This window comes from Serratia sp. TSA_130.1 (genome assembly GCF_052691795.1).
Genome location: NZ_JBQZFS010000006.1, coordinates 131439 through 147934 on the forward strand (window position 1 = coordinate 131439; position 16496 = coordinate 147934).

Sequence of the window (16496 nt, forward strand, 5' to 3'; positions counted from 1 at the left end):
AACGAGGATTGTTATGATTAAGAGAGTGTTATTGGCGGTGGACTGCTTTGAGCACAGCGGCAATGCCCTGGATTTTATGGCGCGCCTGCAAGGCAGCATCGGCGACGTGATCGTACTGACGGTGGTGGACAATGCCTTCACGCTCAGCCGTAGCGGCCTGCGTTTCGACAGCGAGGAGCGCGAGGAGTATCCCGCCGCGCAACGGGAAGAGGCGCTGGCGGAAAAGCAGGTCGGGCAGGTGACGCGGGCGCTGAAACAGCAGGGTTTCAACGCCCAGGGCTTGCTGGCTGCGGGGACGCCCATCGAGGTGATCCCGGAACAGATGGCGCTGTTCAACTGCGATTTGCTGATCATCTCGCACCGCCACCTGTCTTCGTTGGGGCGCTGGTTGAACGCCTCCGTCACGCGTGGCCTGCTGGATGAGATTGGCCAACCGGTATTGGTGATCCCGCGCTAAGCTATGGGTAAGGGCAGCCGCATGCGGCTGCACGCGTTCGGCGACGAAGGCCGTACATACCGGAGGTCAACATGCGAAGTCTGGAAGATCAACTTGCCGCTTATGCCGCCTATCATCGCGATGCGCGCAATATCGTCACGCACTTTATCGGCATCCCCCTGATCGTCGTCAGCCTGCTGGCGCTGCTCTCCCGGCCGGCATGGGGCGCGGGATGGCTGCCGTTTTCGCCGGCCTGCGCGGTGGTGATCGTGTCGGCTCTCTATTACCTGCGGCTGAGTCTGCGGCTTGGCGTCATGATGTTGGCGTTGCTGCTGCTGTGCCTCGGGGTCGGCGCCTGGGTGGCGTCGCTATCGACGACGGCGTGGCTGAGCGTCGGCATCGGCGGTTTCGTCATCGGCTGGCTGTTTCAGTTTGTCGGACATTTCTGGGAGGGACGAAAACCGGCGTTTATGGACGACGTGACGGGCCTGATCATCGGCCCGCTGTTCGTGCTGGCGGAAGCCTGCTTCCTGGCCGGCGGGCTGCGCGAACTGCAACGGAACATCGAAATGCGATCGGGCAAAGTGCGCAACGGGAGGGTATAAAATAAGGCGTCATAGGATTTTTCTGCGAGGCCCCTTTTGAAAAAAGAGGCCTGAAGACGACGGATTATGCGTATTGGATCAATTTCCAGGTGACCCCTTTGCCGCCATAAGGAGGCATGATATTGCCTTTAGCGATTGGCGCTGTGGTTGAGGGTTTGCCAACCACTTCCCAGACGCCGCTTTCCGGGCATTTCTGTCCTGTCGTGGCTGTAGTGCCAATAGGTGATTTAGACATAAGATCTTTCCTTAATCAATGCAGCGCCACAGTAGCGCTGTTCAGAAAGATATTTACACGTTCGTGTATATATTCAACCCTGTTCGGTCAATACGGACTATGTGTTTAAATCTCCAATTAATATTGTCTTTTCCGTTTTTATTTTCGTTTTTTTCATTTTTTTTGTTTCAAATTATATTGTTTTTATATGCTTTGTTATTTTGTATTCTAATAAGAAATTGCAATGAAAATGTTTAATTTATTATTTTATATTTAAGGTTTTCGATTTTTTTCTTTATCGTGCGGACACTGAAAATCTGTATTATGTCGCTTATTTTTAAGAGCGTTGTTTGCCTGGCCGGCGAAGCCCCCCGCCTCCAAGCTCGGGGGGCTGAATGTATTTACCCGATCGCTGGGTAATCGGTGTAGCCTTCCCGGCTGCCGCCGAAGAATTTCTCTTTGATTGGCGCATTCAGCGCCAGCCCGTGCTGTAGGCGGTGAGGCAGATCCGGGTTGGCGATGAACGGGCGGCCGAAGCCGATCAAGTCTGCCCAACCTTTGGCCAGCGCTTCTTCAGCGCGTTCAGGCGTGTATTTGCCCGAGTAAATCAGCGTGCCGCGGAAAATCAGGCGCAGCGATTCTTTGAACGCCGCCGGCATCACCGGGGCATCATCCCAATCCGCTTCGGCGATGTGAATATAAGCGGCGCCGATATCGTTCAGCACGCTGGCCGCCGCCAGATAGGTGGCTTCCGGGGTATCGTCCTGCGAGCCCATCAGAGTGGTCAGCGGCGCCAGGCGCACGCCCAGTTTCTCTTTGCCGATGGCGTCCGCGACCGCCTGCGCGACTTCCCGCAGGAAACGCAGGCGATTTTGCAGTGAACCGCCGTATTCGTCGTTGCGCTGGTTTTCCCGTGAGTCGATAAACTGATTGATCAGATAGCCATTCGCACCGTGCAGCTCTACGCCGTCGAAACCGGCGGCGATGGCGTTGCGTGCCGCCTGGGCGTAGTCGTTAACGATCGCCGGGATTTCTTCCCGCGTTAAGGCGCGCGGTGCGGAGTGTTGCACCATTTCACCCACGCCATGTTCCGGCCCGCGGCCTTCGACATCCACGAACACCTTGACCCCGTCGGCCTGGATGGCGGAGGAGGAGACCGGCGCGGCGTGGCCAGGCTGTAAAATGGTATGCGACACGCGGCCGACGTGCCAAAGCTGCGCGAAGATCTTGCCGCCGGCCTGATGTACGGCGTCGGTGACTTTTTTCCAACCGGCGATGTGTTCCGGGGTGTAAATGCCGGGCGTCCAGGCATAACCCTGGCCCTGCTGGCTGATCTGCGTGCCTTCGCTGACGATCAGCCCGGCGCTGGCGCGCTGGGCATAATATTCAGCCATCATGTCGGTGGCGACGTCGCCGGCGCCGGCCCGTGAACGGGTCATGGGTGGCATGACGATGCGATTGTTCAGCAATAAACCGTTTAAAGAATACGAGTCAAAAAGCATGGCGCTTCCCTCATGTGAATTAGGCCGTGGGGCGATGATGTTTTGCTGAGGCCATTATATTTCGTCGTTTAATTCTAAAAACGCGCACAATAACAAAACACTTTTGCTCTGTGTTCAATAGTCGCGGCAGCCGCCGGTGAGCCGGTATGGCGGGTGGGCCAGGTGGCGAGAATGAACCCGATGTGCGCACGGGCGACGGCGGCTATTGCCTGTCGGCGCGTGGCTGAGATAGAGTCGGCTGCTGTTTTCCCCACGATTTTTAACAAAATCGCAAAAGTCTTTTAGCCTTCCGCCTGCTTATCTTTGGTGTGATCAATGTCATACTTTTGGCATCTTAACTTTCCCGCGCTTCGGCAGCGGTTAACCGGAGTTGTTGAATGAAAATTAACTTTCCCTTATTAGCCCTGGCGGTGGGGGCGTTCGGCATCGGCACGACCGAGTTTTCCCCGATGGGGTTGCTGCCGACGATCGCCAAAGGGGTGGACGTCTCCATCCCGATGGCCGGCATGTTGATCAGCGCCTACGCCGTTGGCGTGATGGTCGGCGCACCGCTGATGACGTTGCTGCTTTCTCACCGGGCGCGCAGAAGCGCGCTGATCTTCCTGATGGCGATCTTTACCCTGGGTAACGTGCTGTCGGCGGTTGCGCCTGACTACACCACCCTGATGCTGTCGCGCATCATCACCAGCCTGAACCACGGCGCGTTCTTTGGCCTCGGTTCAGTGGTGGCCGCCAGCGTGGTGCCGAAAGAGAAACAGGCCAGCGCCGTGGCGACCATGTTTATGGGCCTGACCATCGCCAATATCGGCGGGGTGCCGGCCGCGACCTGGCTGGGTGAAACCATCGGCTGGCGCATGTCGTTCCTGGCGACGGCAGGGCTGGGCGTGATCGCCATGCTGGGGCTGTGGTTCTCGTTGCCGAAAGGCAGCGCCGGCGCACGCCCTGATGTGAAACGCGAGCTGTCGGTGTTGGTGCGCCCGCAGGTGCTGTCCGCCTTGCTGACGACCGTGCTGGGCGCGGGCGCGATGTTCACGCTCTATACCTATATCTCGCCGGTGTTGCAGCACATCACCGATGCGACGCCGCTGTTCGTGACGGTCATGCTGGTGTTGATCGGCGTCGGTTTCTCCATCGGCAACTACCTGGGCGGTAAATTCGCCGACCGCTCCGAGAGCGCGACGCTGAAGGGTTTCTTGCTGCTGCTGGTGGTCATTATGCTGGTGATCCCGTTCCTGGCGCGCAGTGAAATCGGCGCCGCGGTCAGCATGGTGATTTGGGGTGCGGCGACCTTTGCCGTGGTGCCGCCGCTGCAGATGCGCGTGATGCGTGTCGCCAGCGAAGCGCCGGGCCTGTCGTCCTCGGTCAACATCGGCGCCTTTAACCTGGGCAATGCGCTGGGCGCCGCCGCCGGTGGCGCGGTAGTCTCCGCCGGGCTGGGATACAGCTTCGTGCCGGTGATGGGGGCTATTATTGCCGGATTGGCGCTGTTGCTGGTGCTGTTCACCCACCGTCAGGCCGAAAAAGTGGCCTACGCCAACGGGTAAACGATAACGTGCGGCGGGGTTCCCCGCCGCGCTCACTCAAAGCCGAGCTGGCTGAACGCATCGTCCTGCGGGGCGTAGCCGAGCAGGCGACGGGTCTCTTCCAGCGACAAACGCGTATAGCGGTTATTGGAAACCCCGTGCACCACCGCATATTGCACCCCTTCGACACGAATGCAGCGATCCAGCAGATCGGCGGCGTCGCGATGGCTGAGAAAAGCGCTCATGTCGCGGGCGCTAAGCTGTTCGCCCCGGCTTAGAGTGGTGAAGTTGGCGATGCGTACCGACAGGGCGGAAAGCCCCTCCTGATGGGCGAAATAGGCGGCGATGCCTTCGCCGAACGCCTTGCTGGCGCCGTACAGATTTTTCGGCTTCGGGGCGTCATCCGGGCGGATTTGATAATCGAGCGGGTAGCCTTCCACCGCCTGCGCGCTGCTGGCGAATACCACCCGGCGGCAGCCGGCGTCTTTCGCCGCGCGGAAGATATTGAAGGTGCCGAGAATGTTGTTGTCCATCAGCGAACCGCAAAAATCGGCGTCGGGAGCCGGATCGGCGGCCAGGTGCAACACGGTGTCGATATTGGCGCAGGCCTCACGGCAGGCGTCGAGATCGGCGATGTTGAAGCTGATGACCTCATCGCCGGGCCGGCGATCGCGCAACAGAGCGAGATCTCGTTCCGCCAGCCGCAATGCATAGCGATCGCCCATTGCCTGGCGAAACGCGGTGGCGACTCGGCCGCCGGCGCCGGTAATCAAAATCCGTCCTACATCAGTACGCAACACCATGGTGACTGTCATCCCTACTCTCGATTAAGCGTTGACCAGTAATAATCCCCCGTGTGATTTTTGTCTAGTTGTTTTAATTAGTTATTCTGATGTTTATTCGCCATATTCAATTGCGCACGGTGATTTTTGCGCGGGTGAATATCGTGGAATGCTAACAATATTCGATGAGGTTTGGCGATGTATTTGCCTTAATGGCTGCGAATATTGCCAGAAAAGCCGATTGGCCGCTGGAAAATGCGTGTTTCGCTTTAGCTTGATAGTGAATTATTAGGTTAGTTAATCTTATGTTTTTTGACGTGAAGCCGGGCGATACTCTCTCATCCCTCTCTATCGCTCGCGCGATATATCATCGGCGCAGTGATCCCGGTAGAGGGCGGCATGCATTATTTCGCGCATTGAGGCCGTTTTGCCTTTGCGATCACAGTTCGGCAATTTGCCGTCGCAAAGCCTTGCTCCGCTAAAATCTGCGGTGTTAACGTCATAACTCAACCGATTTAGGGTTGTTACTGCTGCGGCAGGCAAAACCTAAACCTCGCGTTTCTGTTCCCCGATGGGGCAGAGGCCGCGAGGTTTAGGTTTTTTTTTGCGCCGAATTTCGCTCCTGCGCCAGGCCAGCGCAAAGGCGGGATCGGCAGAACGCGAAGTCTAAGGATAACCGTATGAAATATGACACATTAGCCAGTGAGATTTTGGCCGGCGTCGGTGGCCGCGACAATGTGAAAAGCCTGGTGCATTGCGCCACCCGCCTGCGTTTCAAGCTGCGTGACGACCGCCGCGCCAACGCGGCAGCGCTGAAGAAAAACCCGGGCGTCATCATGGTGGTGGAGAGCGGCGGCCAGTTTCAGGTGGTGGTGGGCAACCACGTGGCCGAGGTGTTCGACGCGGTCAACCGGGTCGGCGGGTTGGCCGAAGGCGCGTCGAGCGGCAGCGATGCGGACGGTAAAAAAGACAATCTGCTCAGCCGCTTTATCGACGTGGTTTCCGGCATCTTCACCCCATTGCTCGGGGTGATGGCTGCCTCGGGGGTGTTGAAGGGATTGCTGGCGCTGAGCCTGGCCTGCGGCTGGCTGCTGGAAAGCAGCGGCGCCTTTAAAATGTTGTTCGCCGCCAGCGACGCATTGTTCTATTTCTTCCCGATCATGCTCGGCTACACCGCCGGGAAAAAATTCGGCGGCAACCCGTTCGTCACCATGGCGATCGGTGGCGCGTTGACGCATCCGCTGATGATGGCGGCGTTCGAGGCGGCGCAACAGCCGGGCGCGGTGCGCGAATATTTCTTCGGCATTCCGCTGACTTTTATCAACTACAGCTCGTCGGTGATCCCCATCATCTTTGCGGCCTGGGTGTCCTGCCGTCTGGAGCCGCTGTTTAACCGGGTGATCCACAGCGCGCTGCGCAATTTCATCACGCCGCTGCTGTGTCTGGCGATCACCGTGCCCTTGACCTTCCTGCTGATCGGCCCGGCGGCGACCTGGCTCAGCCATCTGCTGGCCAACGGCTATCAGGCCATTTACGCCTTCAACCCGATCATCGCCGGCGCTTTCATGGGGGCGATGTGGCAGGTGTGCGTGATCTTCGGCCTGCATTGGGGGCTGGTGCCGTTGATGATCAACAACCTGAGCGTGCTGGGGCGCGACACCATGGTGCCGCTGCTGCTGCCGGCGGTGATGGGGCAGGTCGGTGCCACGCTGGGCGTGATGCTGCGCACCCGCGACGCCAAGCTGCGGGCGCTGTCCGGTTCGGCCATCGGCGCCGGGATTTTCGGCATCACCGAACCGGCGGTGTACGGCGTCACCCTGCCGAACAAGCGTCCGTTCATCTTCGGCTGCATCGGCGGCGCGTTGGGCGGGGCGGTGATCGGTTACTTCCATACCTCGGTCTACTCGTTCGGCCTGGTGAACGTGTTCACCTTCGCGCAAATCATTCCCAACGGCGGCATCGACGCCACGGTGTGGGGCGCGATCGGCGGCACCCTGCTGTCGTTTGTGTTCGCCGCGCTGGCCAGCTACCTGTTCGGCGTCGCGCCGGCGGAAGAGACGGCGCAGCCTGAAGCCGCCGCGCCGCTTAACCGCAAACAGGCCATTCTCAGCCCGATCGCCGGCGACATCGTGCCGCTGGAGCAGGTGAACGACGCGACCTTCGCCAGCGGCCTGCTGGGGAAAGGCGTGGCGATCGCGCCGCAGCAGGGGCGGGTGGTGGCGCCGGTGAGCGGCAGCGTGGCGTCGCTGTTCAAAACCAAACACGCCATCGGCATCGAATCGGACGACGGCGCGGAGATTCTCATCCACGTCGGCATCGATACCGTGAAGCTCGACGGGGCGCATTTCACCGCCCACGTGCGGGAAGGCGAGCGGATCGCGCCGGGCGATCTGCTGATCGAGTTCGACCAGGCGGCGATCCATGCCGCCGGCTATGACACCACCACGCCGATCATCATCAGCAACAGCGATGACTACGTGGACGTGTTGACCAGCGGCCTGTCTCCGGTGCAGGAACAGGCGCCGCTGCTGACTTTATTACGTTAATTGAGGAGCAAGCGATGAACGGCAAGTTTCCGCAACATTTTCTGTGGGGCGGCGCGGTAGCGGCGAACCAGGTAGAAGGCGCGTATCAGGCCGACGGCAAGGGGCTGTCGACCTCCGATCTGCAGCCGCAGGGCATCTTCGGCGCCATCACGCCGCGCACGGCGGGCGACAGCGGCATCAAGGACGTGGCGATCGATTTCTATCATCGTTACCCGGAGGATATCGCGCTGTTCGCCGAGATGGGTTTCAAGTGCCTGCGCACCTCGATCGCCTGGACGCGCATTTTCCCGCAGGGCGATGAAGAGACCCCGAACGAAGCCGGGCTGGCGTTTTACGATCGGCTGTTCGATGAGATGGCGAAATACGGCATTCAGCCGCTGATCACGCTGTCGCACTATGAGATGCCTTACGGTCTGGTGAAGCGCTACGGCGGCTGGGGCGATCGCCGCACTATCGATTTCTTCGAGCGCTATGCGCGCACCGTGTTCGAACGCTATAAGCACAAGGTTAAACACTGGCTGACCTTCAACGAGATCAACATGTCGCTGCACGCGCCCTTCACCGGGGTTGGCCTGCCGCAAGAGAGCGACAAGAGCGCCGTCTATCAGGCGATCCACCATCAGCTGGTGGCCAGCGCCAGAGCGGTGAAGGCCTGTCACGAGATCGTGCCGGAGGGGCAAATCGGCAACATGCTGCTGGGCGGCATTCTGTATCCGCTGAGCTGCAAGCCGGAAGATCTGCTGGAAACCCAGCGGCAAAACCGCGACTGGCTGTTCTTCGGCGACGTGCAGGCGCGCGGCTATTACCCGGCCTACATGCAGCGTTTCTTCCGTGAAAACGGCATTCAGGTGGCGATCACCGAGGAAGATCGGCAAACGCTGCGCGAAACCATCGACTTCATCTCGTTCAGCTACTACATGAGCGGCTGCGTTACCGCCGACCCGGAGCAGTACGAAACGGCGCGCGGCAACATTCTCGATATGGTGCCGAACCCGCACCTGGCCAGTTCGGAGTGGGGGTGGCAAATCGACCCGATCGGGCTGCGCTACCTGCTCAACGTACTGTACGACCGCTATCAGAAGCCGTTGTTCATCGTCGAGAACGGGCTGGGCGCCAAAGACCGCGTCGAGGCCGACGGCAGCATCAACGACGACTACCGCATCAACTACCTCAATGACCACCTGGTGCAGGTGGCCGAGGCGATCGACGACGGCGTCGAGGTGATGGGCTACACCAGCTGGGGGCCGATCGATCTGGTCAGCGCCTCGAAGGCCGAAATGTCGAAGCGCTACGGCTTCATTCACGTCGACAGCGACGATGCCGGCAACGGTAGCCTCGAGCGCCGCCGCAAGAAGAGTTTCTACTGGTATCGCGATGTGATCCACAGCAACGGCGCCAGCCTGAAAGACCGACGCTAACCCTTCAGCCCGGCGGCAAGCGCCGGGCGTTAACTAACGTTATTCGCTGCTGTTCATGATGGGAAATTCTCTCCCAGGGAATGCTGTTGCCCGCAGTCAGCCGTTATGCGGAGAAATATAATAATGATGAAAAGCTTATTACCTCGTTCCATGACCCTGGCGGCGCTGGCGCTGCTCTGTAGCCAGGCGCAGGCGGAAACGCTGCAAATCGGCAAGGACGTTGAAGCTCCCACCGCCAAATGGGAAGGGGTGGCGCTCGGCTTTGAACCGCCGCAGCCTGGGCTGTTGGGGGATATGCTGGGGATCAGGCCGATCCTGGAGGATCACGGTTTCCACTATAATCTCGGCTACCTCAGCCAGCTGTCGTATAACGCCGGCGGCGGTTACAACCACGATAAACAGGCGTCGTACATCGACCAATTTTCGCTGACCTTCAGCCAGGATCTGCAGGCGCTGACCGGCATTCCGGACGCGGCGATCGAAGGCAATATCGTCAACCGCAACCATGACAACAACCTGACCCGCGATCGGCTGCAGGATCCGCGCGTCGGCCTGACCGATCTGTCGCAGGAGAGCTTTGGCGGGCAGTCGATCACCCGGCTGGGCTGGTTGACCTTCAGCCGTTCCTTCCTCGACAGCCGGCTGCAATGGCGCATCGGCATGATGAACAAGGTGCAGGATTTCGATCAGATCATCCCCTGCGATTTTCAGACGCTGACGCTGTGCGGCGGCAAGTCCGCCAACTCGTTGACCTGGTACAACTGGAACGTGCATTACTGGGGCACCACGCTGCAATACAAGCTGACCGACGGCCTGACGCTCAAGGGCGGCGTGATGGAGCAGAACCCGAGCGCCCCCAGCCGCAGTCACGCCTGGAGCGGATCCACCAAGGGCAGCAAAGGCTTCCTGTTGCCGATGGAGCTGGAGCTGAAAACCCACGCCGTCAACCAGCTGCCGGGGGTGTATAACCTGGGCGTGTTGTTTACCAATGCGCGCCAGCGCGATCTTTATGAAGGGGTATCCGGCGGGCCGGGCGCCAGCGATCCGCAGGGCTATCGCAGCCACGATCGCACCTGGTTCCTGTATACCGGTTTCAACCAGCAGGTGACGCGCCATGCGGATGACGTCAACCGTGGCCTGAGCGTGTTCTACAGCCTGGGGCTGGGGGATCAGCGCAGCAACTACCTGCACTGGTCCACTTCGACCGGCATCCGCTATCGCGGGCTGTTCGATGCGCGGCCGGACGACTGGTTGGGGCTGGGCGTTTCGGTGGTGAAACTGAGCGATCGCTATAAAGACAATCAGCGTTACCTCAACGAGATGAGCGGCATCAGCGATTATCACGATCCGAACTACCGGCCGGTGCCGGGCCACTCGGTGACGGCGGAGCTGTACTACCGCGTTAACGTCACGCCGTGGCTGCAGCTGCAGCCGGGCCTGCAATACTGGCATCATCCGGCGGGCGTCAGCGAGACGCAGGACGCCTGGGTGACGGCGTTGAAAACGGTGGTGACCTTCTGATCAGGCCGCGTCGTTCTCGCGGTAGCGCCGGCGTGCGTGCTCAAACCAGCTGGCCGGCACGTTGTGCGGCGGCTGCTGTAATCTGAGCAGCCCCTGTTCGACGATATGGCTGGCCTGGCGCCACAGCGTCGGGTCGCCTTCGGTCAGCACTTCCAGCAGGCGCTGTTTCTCGATCAGATAGGTTTGGGCGAAGTGGCTGTCGTAGTCCAGCAGCGAGCGGGTGTTGTCGATCAGATCCGCCAGTTTGATGGTTTTGGCCTGCGGCGATGCGCTGGCGCTGTGGCGCCGATCGCGGTTTTTACGCTCGAAGCGGTTGCCGTCCTCGGCGTGGCTGACGTTGGTTAACATCCGCACCAGCTCCGCTACCTGCGGCCCAAAGTGGCTTTCGATATCGCCGAGGGTGGTGGGCGTGTCTTCCACCGTGTCATGCAGCCAGGCGGCCGCCAGCATCTCTTCGGTGTGCGGCACGCTGCGTACCAGCTCCATGACCGCCTGCGGGTGGACGATGTACGGATCGTTGGTGTATTTGCGGCGCTGATCGATGGCCGCATGCGCCTTGGTGGCGTAGCGGCGCGCGCGTTCTGCAAGCGTATTCGTCATTTCCTTTCCCTCCCGGCATCCTCTGCATGAAAAAAATGTAGCATACCTCACAAGAAATAGCTTGCGATTACATCGTGCGCTATCTATATTCACTCACATGAAAAGCACCGATACCGAACAACCCAACGCGAAGAACCTGCTGCTGCTCGATCAGCAGCTCTGTTTCGCGCTGTACTCCGCCAACCTGGCGCTGCACAAAGTCTACCGCAAGCTGTTGAATCAGCTCGAGCTCACCTACCCGCAGTATCTGGTGATGATGGTGCTGTGGGAACGCGATCGGGTGACGGTATCGGATATCGGCGAGCGGCTGTTCCTCGATTCCGCCACGCTGACGCCGCTGCTGAAACGGCTGGAAACCGCTGGTTTGCTGGTGCGCTATCGCGCCACTACCGACGAGCGCCAGGTGATCATCGCGCTCACCGAAGCCGGCCGCGCGCTGCGTGAACGGGCGCAGTCGGTGCCCGAGGCGGTGATGTGCGCCACCGACTGCAGCCTGGACGAGATCGTCTCGCTCAAACAGCAGCTGGAAAAGCTGCGCGGCAGCCTGATCGATCAGATTTGACCCACCGACGCCGGACGCAAGAACGGCAGGGGTGGTCTACACTGGTTAATAAGCGTCAAAAATAAGTAGTGCACGATTTAATCGTAAAAGATATATATGTGACCGGCTACCCCTCGCGGGGGCCGTTGTCATCTCGCCAACCAGCAAGAAGGAATGAACGATGTCTATTGAGAAAGTGGTTTACCGCGCTCACGCCACCGCAACCGGCGGCCGCGACGGCCGTGCAACCTCCTCCGACGGCGTGTTGGACGTGAAACTGGGCGTACCGAAAGAGATGGGCGGCGCCGGCGGCGAAGTCACCAACCCCGAGCAGCTGTTCGCCGCCGGTTACTCGGCCTGTTTCCTCGGCGCGTTGAAGTTTGTCGCGGCGAAAGAAAAGGTCAAAATCCCGGCCGAAGCGAAGATCGACGGCACCGTCGGCATCGGTGAAATCCCGAACGGCTTCGGCATCGAAGTGCAGCTGGATATTTCGCTGCCGGGCATCGAGCGCAGCGTGGCGGAAGATCTGGTGAAAAAGGCGCACGTGGTGTGCCCGTATTCCAACGCCACCCGCGGCAATATCGACGTTACGCTGAACGTTAAGTAAGTTTTTTGCCGACACCATGGAAAAAATGGAGGGTTTATCCCTCCATTTTCTTTGATATCCCGTCTGAAAAGTGCTCAAAAAAGCGGTAAATTTTGCCCGTTTTGTGAGAATTCTCTTGATTATTACTCGCAAAATAACGCTTATTGCCGGTTGGCTGAACCAGAAGCCGCAATCAGTGTCTGACTGAGTCAGAACCGCTACACCGTCCCCGGAGCCACCGCGTTACATGAACAAAGTTAAATCGCTATCACAGCAGAATTTATCGTTATTGTTAGCGATCTATATCGGCATCTTTCTAAACCTGTCCGTTTTTTATCGCCGCTTTGATTCGCTGGCGCACGGCATTCAGGGAATTAAGCTTATTTCGGCGGTGACGGAAGTCATCGCTATCGTCCTGTTCACGTTCTTCATCATGCGGCTGGTATCGCTCGGCGGCCGGCTGTTTTATCGCATCGTCGCCTCGCTGCTGGTGCTGATTTCGGTTGCCGCCAGCTACTACATGACGTTTTTCAACGTGGTGATCGGCTACGGCATCGTGGTGTCGGTGATGACCACCGATATCGATCTGTCGAAAGAGGTGGTGGGCCTGCATTTCGTGCTGTGGATGGTGGCGCTCAGCGCCTTGCCGCTGCTGCTGATCTGGAAAAACAGCCTGCGCTTCACCCTGATCGAACAGCTGAAAACCCCCGGTCACCGCATCAAACCGCTGCTGGTGTTGTTGGCGGTGGTAGCGTTGGTCTGGCTGCCGCTGCGCATGCTGGACGACGAGCAAAGCGTGCAGGAGAAGCTCGCCAACGTCGATCTGCCGAGCTACGGCGGCGTGGTGGCGCACTCGTACCTGCCGTCTAACTGGCTGTCGGCGCTGGGGCTGTTCGCCTATACCCGCTATGACGAAAGTCAGGATCAGAGCACGCTGTTCGATCCGGGCAAACACTTTACCTATGTGCCGCCGGCGGACATCGACGATACCTACGTGGTGTTCATCATCGGCGAGACCACGCGCTGGGATCACATGGGCATGCTGGGCTACGAGCGCGACACTACCCCGCGCCTGTCGAAAGAGAAGAATCTGGTGGCGTTCCGCGGCGAGTCGTGCGACACCGCCACCAAGCTGTCGCTGCGCTGCATGTTCGTGCGCGAAGGCGGCACCGAGGACAACCCGCAGCGCACGCTGAAAGAGCAAAACGTGTTCGCGGTGATGAAGGAACTGGGCTTCTCTTCCGAGCTGTTCGCCATGCAGAGTGAGGTGTGGTTCTACAACAACACCGAGGTGAACAACTATTCGTTCCGCGAGATGATCGCGTCCGAGAAGCGCAACGACGGCAAGGCGGTCGACGATATGCTGCTGGTGGACGAAATGAAGGAGTCGCTGGCGCGTTATCCGAAGGGCAAACACCTGGTGATCCTGCATACCAAAGGCTCGCACTACCTGTACTCGCAGCGTTATCCGCGCAGCTATGCGCGCTATCAGCCGGAGTGCATGGGGGTGGATGACTCCTGCACCAAGGCGCAGCTGATCAACGCCTTCGACAATACGGTGCTGTATACCGACAGCTTTATCAGTAATGTGATCGACCAGGTGCGGGACAAGAAGGCCATCGTGTTCTATGCCGCCGATCACGGCGAGTCGATCGGCGAGAATACGCACCTGCACGGCACGCCGCGCGAAATGGCGCCGCCGGAACAATTCCGCGTGCCGATGATGGTGTGGGCGTCGGACAAGTTCCTCGAGAACCCGCAGCACCTCAGCGCCTTTGAGCAACTGCAGGCGCAGCAACGCATCGGCAGAACGCATCGCCACGTCGAGCTGTTCGACACCATCCTCGGTTGCCTCGGCTACACCTCGCCGAACGGCGGCATCGTGGATAAAAACAACTGGTGCCATCTCCCGCAGAATAAAACGGCACCTGCCAGCCTGTAATCCCTCCCGCCGGGTGCCTTGCGCACCCGGTAATTTCCGCCAATACATTCTCTTCATCAATTATTCCGGTGTGTGCATACGGTATACTTGCGCACTTCCCCTTCTAACCGGAGATTTCCATGACCCTGCGCGTGGCGTTTATCGACGATCATGACATTGTGCGTTCGGGCTTTGTGCAGCTGCTGTCGCTGGAGGCCGATATTCAGGTAGTGGGCGAGTTCAGCAGCGCGGCGCAGGCGCGCGCCGGCCTGCCGGGGCTGGAGGCGGAAATCTGCATTTGCGACATTTCGATGCCCGACGGCAGCGGGTTGGATCTGCTGGCGGACATTCCCTCCGGCATCCGCGTGGTGATGCTGTCGATGCACGATAATCCGGCGCTGGTGGAAATGGCGCTGGAACGCGGCGCCAGCGGCTTTCTCTCCAAGCGCTGCAAGCCGGAAGATCTGATCACCGCCGTGCGCACCGTCGCCGGCGGCGGCGTCTATCTGATGCCGGAAATCGCCCAGCAGCTGGCGCGGGTGAAGGTGGATCCGTTGACCCGCCGCGAGCGCGAGATCGCGCTATTGCTGGCGCAGGGCCAGGAGGTGCGCGAGATCGCCGCCGCGCTGGGGCTGTCGCCGAAGACGGTGCATGTGCATCGCGCCAACCTGTTCGCCAAGCTGGGCATCACCAATAACGTCGAGCTGGCCAGACGGATGCTGAACCTGTGACGCAGCGTCTGATCACCCAGCTGGCGCTGTTCTTCATTTATGCCGCCAGCGCATTTTGCCTGTGGGGCATCGGCACCGCGCTGATCGACCCGCCCTGGCAGGCGCTGTTGCTGTTCCCGTTCGGCCTGCGCATGGGCATTTTGCTGCAGAGCCCGTACCGTTTCTGGCCGGGGATCCTGCTGGCCGACCTGCTGCTGATGGCGCTGCTGGCGGACCAGTACGGCTACGGCCCGGCGCTGTGGGCGTCGGTGGCGGTGCTGGTGCTGACGGTGCTGCTCAGCCTGCTGGCCTCGCCGTGGCTGTTGCGCCATCAGCAGAGCGACAGCGAATGGCGCTGGCCGCTGTTGCAGGGCGCGGTGGTGGCCGCCGCCGCTTTGCTGCAGGCGCTTGTGTGGCAGCTGGTGAGCGGCGAAGGCGCCCGCGCGCTGCTGCTCGGCCTGACCGGCGGTTTCACCATCGCGCCGACCTGCCTGCTGTTGTGGCACTATCTGGCGCGCCAAATCTGGGTGCCGCTGGAGCCGGGGCTGATCCACAAGCCGGTGGAGCTGCGCCTGGGCCACCTGGCCAGTTATCTGCTGCTGTTTGCATTCAGCATCTGGCTGCAGCAGCAGGTTAACGCCGCCGAGCTGCGCCGCTTTGCGCCTTTCTGCCTGGCGATCCCGATCGTGTTCATGTCTTACCGTTATGGCTGGCAGGGCGCGCTGTTGGCGACGCTGCTCAACGGCGTGGCGTTGATGGTCAACGAGCCGCCGCAGCCCGAGTCGCACCGCGACTTGCTGTTGTCGCTGCTGGCCCAGAGCCTGACCGGGCTGCTGCTGGGCGCCGGTATTCAGCGCCAGCGCGAACTGAATCAGCAGCTGCGGCTGCGGCTGGCGGAGAACCGGCAGCTGGCGCGGGCGCTGGTGACGGCGGAGGAACAAACCCGGCGCGAGGTGGCGCGCGAGCTGCACGATGAAGTGGGGCAGACCATCACCGTGATCCGCACACAGGCCAGCATCGTTAAACGCCTGGCGCCGGAGCCGGCGGTGATCGGCTGCGCCGACACCATCGATGCGTTAGCGCTGCGGGTCTACGATGGGGTGCACGATGTGCTGACCCAGCTGTGGCCGGCGGCGCTGAACAACCTGCCGCTGTCGGCGGCGGTGGCGGCGATGCTGCGGGAGTCGCTGCCGCAGGATGCGTCGCTGGTGAGCAGCATGCAGTGGCAGGTGCCGGACGAACTGCTGGATGAAACGCTGAAAATCACGCTGTACCGGGTGTGTCAGGAAGGGGTGACCAATGTGTGCCGCCACGCCGGCGCCAGCCGCCTGGAATTGGACGCGCGTCTGCAGCCGCGCAAAGGCGCCGCGCCGCAGATTGCCCTGACCATCCGCGATAACGGCGTGGGCTTCGATGCGGACCACCATCAGCCGGGGTACGGCCTGCGCGGCATGCAGGAGCGCATCAGCGCCCTCGGCGGCAGCCTGCGGCTCACCTCTGAGCGGGGCGCCTGTTTGAGTGTGATCTTGCCCACAGTTTCACCGGCGCAAGCGCAAAACTAGGAAAAACTCCTAACCGCGTCGGGAATCCG

Annotated in this window: 15 protein-coding genes; 11 read left to right on the plus strand and 4 right to left on the minus strand. The window is 60.3% G+C overall.

Going from position 1 to position 16496, the window contains the following annotated elements:
* Positions 1-13 precede the first annotated feature (13 nt).
* Positions 14-457: a universal stress protein gene (locus ACUTQY_RS19525; protein WP_033645075.1), complete on the plus strand. Its 444-nt coding sequence runs from the start codon at positions 14-16 to the stop codon at positions 455-457.
* A gap of 71 nt (positions 458-528) precedes the next feature.
* Positions 529-1041, plus strand: a complete 513-nt coding sequence (locus tag ACUTQY_RS19530) for an Mpo1 family 2-hydroxy fatty acid dioxygenase (RefSeq protein WP_046688035.1) — start codon at positions 529-531, stop codon at positions 1039-1041.
* Positions 1042-1105: 64 nt separating this feature from the next.
* Here the strand turns inward: ACUTQY_RS19530 and ACUTQY_RS19535 are convergent, their stop codons facing one another.
* Positions 1106-1276 carry a hypothetical protein gene (locus ACUTQY_RS19535; RefSeq protein ID WP_162837995.1) on the minus strand — a complete coding sequence of 57 codons (171 nt, stop codon included), beginning with the start codon at positions 1274-1276 and terminating at the stop codon, positions 1106-1108.
* Positions 1277-1656: 380 nt separating this feature from the next.
* Complete coding sequence (locus ACUTQY_RS19540; protein ID WP_046688036.1) at positions 1657-2757, minus strand: alkene reductase; 1101 nt, start codon at positions 2755-2757, stop codon at positions 1657-1659.
* Positions 2758-3134: 377 nt separating this feature from the next.
* Between ACUTQY_RS19540 and ACUTQY_RS19545 the strand changes: the two genes are divergently transcribed.
* Positions 3135-4301: an MFS transporter gene (locus tag ACUTQY_RS19545; RefSeq protein WP_033645072.1), complete on the plus strand. Its 1167-nt coding sequence runs from the start codon at positions 3135-3137 to the stop codon at positions 4299-4301.
* A 32-nt stretch (positions 4302-4333) separates the two neighbouring features.
* Here ACUTQY_RS19545 and ACUTQY_RS19550 read toward each other — a convergent pair whose 3' ends face one another.
* Entirely contained in the window at positions 4334-5083 is a 750-nt protein-coding gene (locus ACUTQY_RS19550; RefSeq protein WP_046688037.1) for an NAD-dependent epimerase/dehydratase family protein, read from the minus strand.
* A gap of 659 nt (positions 5084-5742) precedes the next feature.
* Here ACUTQY_RS19550 and bglF point away from each other — a divergent pair.
* From bglF to ACUTQY_RS19565, 3 genes are all read left to right on the plus strand, one after another.
* A complete protein-coding gene (bglF, locus tag ACUTQY_RS19555; RefSeq protein ID WP_033652281.1) occupies positions 5743-7608 on the plus strand; it encodes a PTS beta-glucoside transporter subunit IIABC in 1866 nt (621 codons plus the stop codon).
* A gap of 14 nt (positions 7609-7622) precedes the next feature.
* The gene (locus tag ACUTQY_RS19560; RefSeq protein WP_342188404.1) at positions 7623-9026 is read left to right on the plus strand and encodes a glycoside hydrolase family 1 protein; all 1404 of its coding nucleotides are present in this window, start codon (positions 7623-7625) and stop codon (positions 9024-9026) included.
* 150 nt (positions 9027-9176) lie between these two features.
* Positions 9177-10547: a carbohydrate porin gene (locus tag ACUTQY_RS19565; RefSeq protein WP_369825824.1), complete on the plus strand. Its 1371-nt coding sequence runs from the start codon at positions 9177-9179 to the stop codon at positions 10545-10547.
* Here the strand turns inward: ACUTQY_RS19565 and ACUTQY_RS19570 are convergent, their stop codons facing one another.
* On the minus strand, positions 10548-11147 hold the full coding sequence (locus ACUTQY_RS19570) for an HD domain-containing protein (protein WP_033645068.1): 600 nt from the start codon (positions 11145-11147) through the stop codon (positions 10548-10550).
* Positions 11148-11244: 97 nt separating this feature from the next.
* On the opposite strand from ACUTQY_RS19570, the gene ACUTQY_RS19575 reads away from it, so the two are divergent.
* The 5 genes from ACUTQY_RS19575 to uhpB all read left to right on the plus strand — a co-directional run bounded on the left by ACUTQY_RS19575 (position 11245) and on the right by uhpB (position 16467).
* Positions 11245-11709: a MarR family winged helix-turn-helix transcriptional regulator gene (locus ACUTQY_RS19575; RefSeq protein ID WP_033645067.1), complete on the plus strand. Its 465-nt coding sequence runs from the start codon at positions 11245-11247 to the stop codon at positions 11707-11709.
* Positions 11710-11869: 160 nt separating this feature from the next.
* Positions 11870-12295 carry an organic hydroperoxide resistance protein gene (locus ACUTQY_RS19580; RefSeq protein ID WP_004934114.1) on the plus strand — a complete coding sequence of 142 codons (426 nt, stop codon included), beginning with the start codon at positions 11870-11872 and terminating at the stop codon, positions 12293-12295.
* Positions 12296-12521: 226 nt separating this feature from the next.
* Positions 12522-14216, plus strand: coding sequence for a kdo(2)-lipid A phosphoethanolamine 7''-transferase (gene eptB, locus ACUTQY_RS19585; protein ID WP_033645066.1), 1695 nt, complete (start codon positions 12522-12524; stop codon positions 14214-14216).
* Between the two features lie 119 nt (positions 14217-14335).
* Positions 14336-14926: a transcriptional regulator UhpA gene (gene uhpA, locus ACUTQY_RS19590; protein WP_033645065.1), complete on the plus strand. Its 591-nt coding sequence runs from the start codon at positions 14336-14338 to the stop codon at positions 14924-14926.
* Complete coding sequence (gene uhpB, locus ACUTQY_RS19595) at positions 14923-16467, plus strand: signal transduction histidine-protein kinase/phosphatase UhpB (protein ID WP_033652277.1); 1545 nt, start codon at positions 14923-14925, stop codon at positions 16465-16467. Before uhpA ends, uhpB begins: the two co-directional genes overlap by 4 nt.
* The last annotated feature ends 29 nt before the right edge of the window (positions 16468-16496 follow it).